Annotated in this window: 4 protein-coding genes and 2 pseudogenes; 4 read left to right on the top strand and 2 right to left on the bottom strand. The window is 71.3% G+C overall.

The window, feature by feature from the left end:
* The first annotated feature begins 99 nt into the window (after nt 1-99).
* The 3 genes and pseudogenes from pknB (at nt 100) to VR44_RS33470 (ending at nt 3,588) form a co-directional block, all read left to right on the top strand.
* Nucleotides 100-1,971, top strand: coding sequence for a Stk1 family PASTA domain-containing Ser/Thr kinase (gene pknB / locus VR44_RS33480; RefSeq protein ID WP_094192078.1), 1,872 nt, complete (start codon nt 100-102; stop codon nt 1,969-1,971).
* 6 nt (nt 1,972-1,977) lie between these two features.
* On the top strand, nt 1,978-2,856 hold the full coding sequence (locus VR44_RS33475) for a deoxyribonuclease IV (protein ID WP_045951404.1): 879 nt from the start codon (nt 1,978-1,980) through the stop codon (nt 2,854-2,856).
* Between the two features lie 104 nt (nt 2,857-2,960).
* A pseudogene (locus VR44_RS33470) lies at nt 2,961-3,588 on the top strand (DUF4396 domain-containing protein).
* Between the two features lie 7 nt (nt 3,589-3,595).
* Here the strand turns inward: VR44_RS33470 and VR44_RS33465 are convergent.
* On the bottom strand, nt 3,596-4,228 hold the full coding sequence (locus VR44_RS33465; RefSeq protein WP_045951403.1) for a sulfite oxidase-like oxidoreductase: 633 nt from the start codon (nt 4,226-4,228) through the stop codon (nt 3,596-3,598).
* Nucleotides 4,229-4,400: 172 nt separating this feature from the next.
* Here VR44_RS33465 and bfr point away from each other — a divergent pair, with 172 nt between their 5' ends.
* Nucleotides 4,401-4,877 (top strand): bacterioferritin, encoded by a 477-nt coding sequence (bfr, locus tag VR44_RS33460; RefSeq protein ID WP_045951402.1) that lies wholly within the window; start codon nt 4,401-4,403, stop codon nt 4,875-4,877.
* A gap of 4 nt (nt 4,878-4,881) precedes the next feature.
* Here the strand turns inward: bfr and VR44_RS47835 are convergent.
* Nucleotides 4,882-5,042: pseudogene (locus VR44_RS47835) on the bottom strand ((2Fe-2S)-binding protein); the annotation flags it as partial.

Here is a 5,042-nt window from a genome sequence, read left to right as displayed (position 1 = left end):
CCCCCGTACCGGCCCGCCCCCGCCCCCCGCATGTCACGGCTGCGCTGCAAGCGTGGACGCCCCGGCCGGGGGTGGCGGGGCCCCTCGTAGAATCGCCGGGTGGATACGACCCTGGATGACCCCCTCGTCGGGCGCGTGCTCGACGGCCGCTACCGCGTCGAAGCCCGCATCGCCGCGGGCGGCATGGCGACGGTCTACCGGGCCCTCGACACCCGCCTCGACCGCGTCCTCGCGCTCAAGATCATGCACCCGGACCTGGCCGCCGACGCCGCGTTCGTCGACCGTTTCATCCGCGAGGCGAAGTCCGTGGCCCGCCTCGCGCACCCCAACGTCGTGGCCGTCTTCGACCAGGGCACCGACGGCCCGTACACGTACCTCGCCATGGAGTACGTCTCCGGCTGCACCCTGCGCGACGTCCTGCGCGAGCGCGGCGCGCTCCAGCCGCGGGCCGCGCTCGACATCCTGGAGCCGGTCCTCGCCGCCCTCGGCACCGCCCACCGCGCCGGTTTCGTCCACCGGGACATCAAGCCCGAGAACGTCCTGATCGGCGACGACGGCCGGGTCAAGGTCGCCGACTTCGGCCTCGTCCGCTCCGTGGACGCCGCCACCCACACCACCGGCTCCGTCCTCGGCACCGTCTCCTACCTCGCCCCCGAGCAGATCGAGGACGGGGTCTACGACGCCCGCGTGGACGTCTACGCCTGCGGCGTCGTGCTGTACGAGATGCTCACGGGCTCCAAGCCGCACACCGGCGGTACCCCCGCCCAGGTGCTGTTCCAGCACCTCAACGAGGACGTCCCGCCCCCGTCGGCCGCCGCCACCGCCCGCACCCCCGGGCTGCGCCCCGCCGACGCCGCCGCCCTGCTGGGCATGGCCCGCGAGGCCCGTGCGCGGATCGGCGAGGCGGAGCTGGACGCCGTACCGCCGCAGGCGCGGGCCACCGAACGGTCCGCCGCCGAGGACCGCACCAGCGTGATCCCGCGCCCGCTGGCGGGGCAGGCCCAGGAGGCGGTGCTGCACCACACCTCCCGCCTGGAGCGGCCGCAGGAGCCGACGCCCCCGCCGCCCCCGGCCCCCCGCTGGCAGCGCCGCGGCATGGTCGTGGTCATCGCCGGGATCCTGCTCGCCCTGGGCCTGGGCGCCGGGGTCTGGTACATCAACTCCGGCCAGTTCACCAAGGTCCCCAACCTCCTCGGCAAGACGGAGGAGCAGGCCAGGGCGGAGCTCTCCGCCGCCGGCCTCGGCGTCAAGAAGGTCGACCGGAAGTTCAGCGAGGCCTTCGAGCGCGGGACGGTCATGAACTCCGACCCCGCGGGCGGCAAGCGGATCAAGGGCAACGGTGCGGTCACCCTCACCGTCTCGCGCGGCCCCGAGCTGGTCAGCGTGCCCGACCTCAAGGGCCGCCCGCTGGAGGACGCCAAGGCCGAGCTGACCAAGGCCGGGCTGGCCCCCGGCATCGTCACCCAGGCCTTCAGCCAGGACGTGGCGCAGGGCTCGGTGATCTCCACCGACCCGGCCGGCGGCCAGAAGCGGGCCCCGGACACCGCCGTCTCCCTCCAGGTCAGCAAGGGCCGCCCGGTCCAGGTCCCGAACGTCACCGGCCAGCCCGCCGACCAGGCGCGGGCCGCGCTGGAGGCCCTCGGCCTGAAGGTGGCGACGGCCCCCGACCAGGTCAACTCCCCCGCACCCGCCGGTGCGGTGGCCAACCAGTCGGTCGGCGCGGGCGCCCAGGCGGCCGCCGGGGACACCGTCACGCTGACCCTCTCCAAGGGCCCCCGCCCGGTCCAGGTGCCGAGCGTGACCGGCCAGGACGTGGAAGCGGCCCGCAAGGCACTGGAGGCCCTGGGCTTCAAGGTGAAGGTGGAGCGCCCGTTCCTCTCCTTCAGCAGCACGGTGGACACGCAGTCGGTGCCGGCCGGGCAGAGCGTCCCCGAGGGCAGCACGATCACCATCAAGACCAAGGGGCTCTGAGCACCGTTGCTTCGCAATCCCGTGGGCGGGCACGTGCCCGTCGCCGGCGGGCTCGCCTCGGTGGGTCTGACGTACGCCCGTGAGATGGGCGCCGAGGCCGTCCAGGTCTTCGTGGCCAACCCGCGCGGCTGGGCCACCCCGACCGGGAACCCGGCGCAGGACGAGCTGTTCCGCGCGCAGTGCGCCGAGGAGTCGGTCCCGGCGTACGTGCACGCCCCGTACCTGATCAACTTCGGCTCGCACACCGAGGCGACCGTGGAGAAGTCGGTGGAGTCCCTGCGGCACTCGCTGCGGCGGGGCCGGGAGATCGGCGCGCTCGGGGTGGTCGTGCACACCGGGTCAGCCACCGGCGGCCGCCCGCGTGAGGCGGCGTACGCGCAGGTCAGGGAGTTCATGCTGGTCAGGGAGTTCATGCTGCCGCTGCTGGACGAGCTGACGCACGAGGACGACCCGTTCCTGCTGCTGGAGTCCACGGCCGGGCAGGGCTCCTCGCTCTGCTCGCGGACCTGGGACTTCGGCCCGTACTTCGAGGCCCTCGACCACCACGAGAAGCTGGGCATCTGCCTGGACACCTGCCACATCTTCGCGGCCGGGCACGACCTGGCCGAGCCGGGCGGCACCAAGCAGACGCTGGACCTGCTGGTGGACACGGTCGGCGCGGGCCGGCTCAAGCTGGTCCACGCCAACGACTCCAAGGAGGGCGTCGGCGCCCACAAGGACCGGCACGCCAACATCGGCCAGGGCCACATCGGCCGGGAGGCCTTCGCCGAGCTGTTCTCGCACCCGGAGATGGAAGGCGTACCGCTGATCATCGAGACGCCGGGCGGCAAGGAGGGGCACGCGGCGGACGTGGCCCTGCTGAAGGAGCTCCGCGACCTGCACTGACACCCGCGAAAATCCTTGAGGGAATACCCCTAGGGGGTATACGGTTCCACCAGTCGGCGGGACCGCCACCCGGCGTTCCGCCAGGCCTTCAGGGGGTAATCGTCATGGAGCAGCCGCACACACATCACGAGCACCACGAGCACCAGGGCCACGAGCACGAGCACCACGGCCACGAGCAGCACCAGCACCACGAGCAGCACGCCGACCACTCCGCCCACACCGACCACGGCCACGCGCACGCCCACGGCGGCGCGCACGCCCACGGCGCCGGCCCCGTCGGCTGGGGCATGGCCGCCAGGGCGACCCTCCACTGCCTCACCGGCTGCGCCATCGGCGAGGTGCTCGGCATGATCGTCGGCACCGCCCTGGGCTGGGGAAACCTCCCGACGATGATCCTGGCGATCGTCCTCGCGTTCTTCTTCGGCTACGCCCTCACCCTGCGCGGGATCCTGGCCGCCGGCGTGGACTTCCGTTCGGCCGTCCGGGTGGCACTGGCCGCGGACACCCTGTCGATCGCCGTCATGGAGCTGATCGACAACCGTCATGGAGCTGATCGACAACGGCGTCATCGCCGTCTGGCCGGGCGCCATGGACGCCCACCTCTCCGAGGCCCTGTTCTGGATCGCGCTGGCGATCTCGCTGGCGCTCGCCTTCGTCGTGACCACCCCGGTCAACAAGTGGATGATCGGCCGCGGCAAGGGCCACGCCGTCGTCCACCAGTACCACCACTAAGGGCGGATCACAGCTCCGGACCGTCCCCCGGCCCCTCCTGGTACGAGTAGCGCTGCTCGCGCCAGGGGTCGCCGATGTTGTGGTAGCCGCGCTCCTCCCAGAAGCCGCGGCGGTCGGCGGTCATGTACTCGACACCGCGGACCCACTTGGGTCCCTTCCAGGCGTACAGGTGCGGGACCACCAGGCGCAGCGGGAAGCCGTGTTCGGCCGTCAGCGGTTCGCCGCCCATGTGGGTGGCGAAGACCGTGCGGTCGGAGGCGAAGTCGGCCAGCCGCAGGTTGGAGCTGAACCCGTACTCGGCCCAGACCATCACATGCGTGACCTGCGGGGCGGGCGGGGCCAGGGCGAGGATCTCGCGGGCCAGCACCCCGCCCCATTCGGCGCCCTGCATGCTGAACTTGGTGACGCAGTGCAGGTCCGCCACCACCGAGTCGAACGGCAGCGCCGCGAACTCCTCGTGGTTCCAGCAGTGCTTCTCACCGTCGGCCGTCGCGCCGAAGACGCGGAACTCCCAGCGGTCCGGCTTGAACTTGGGCACCGGACCGTAGTGGGTCACGGGCCAGCCCTTCTGCAACCGCTGCCCCGGAGGGAGCTCGAGCTGCTCTGCTCCCGGAATTTCCCGGCTGTCCGGCTGACCCATGCCTCCATGGTGACAGACGTGGCGGGGTGGTCACGACCAGGTACGAACCGAAAGGGGCAAGTCCCAGCAACTCCCACTAAGGAGGCACTTACTGGACGGCCCCGTACGGCGGTGCAAAGATGCGCGCACTGCCCAGTCACCTAGCTGACATTGCCTGGAAGGAGCCTCTGCGATGCAGGGCGACCCCGAGGTCCTCGAGTTCCTGAACGAGCAGCTGACCGGCGAGCTCACCGCCATCAACCAGTACTGGCTGCACTACCGCATCCAGGACAACAAGGGGTGGACGAAGCTCGCCAAGTACACGCGTGAAGAGTCCATCGACGAGATGAAGCACGCGGACAAACTCACCGAGCGCATCCTCATGCTCGACGGTCTGCCGAATTACCAGCGCCTCTTCCACGTACGCGTCGGACAGACGATCACCGAGATGTTCCAGGCCGACCGGCAGGTCGAGGTGGAGGCGATCGACCGCCTCAAGCGCGGCATCGAGGTCATGCGCGGGAAGGGCGACATCCCCTCCGCCCGCCTCTTCGAGGAGATCCTGGAGGACGAGGAGCACCACATCGACTACCTCGACACCCAGCTGGAGCTCATCGAGTCCCTGGGCGAGGCCCTGTACATCGCCCAGCTCATCGAACAGCCGAGCTGACGGCTCAGGCGGCTTCCGCCAGCTGCGCAGGAGCCGGGTCGGCGGCGAGGACCCCGGCCGCGTTGCCCTTCTCCAGCAGTTCCCGGCGCGGGCACGCGCCACGGCCCAGGAGGCCCTGGATGGTCCGCACGCAGGAGCCGCAATCGGTGCCGGCCTTGGTGACCG

It is taken from the genome of Streptomyces katrae (genome assembly GCF_000966975.1).
Classification (GTDB): domain Bacteria; phylum Actinomycetota; class Actinomycetes; order Streptomycetales; family Streptomycetaceae; genus Streptomyces; species Streptomyces katrae.
Note: the sequence above shows the minus strand (reverse complement) of the source record. Positions and strands in the feature narration are given on the sequence as shown.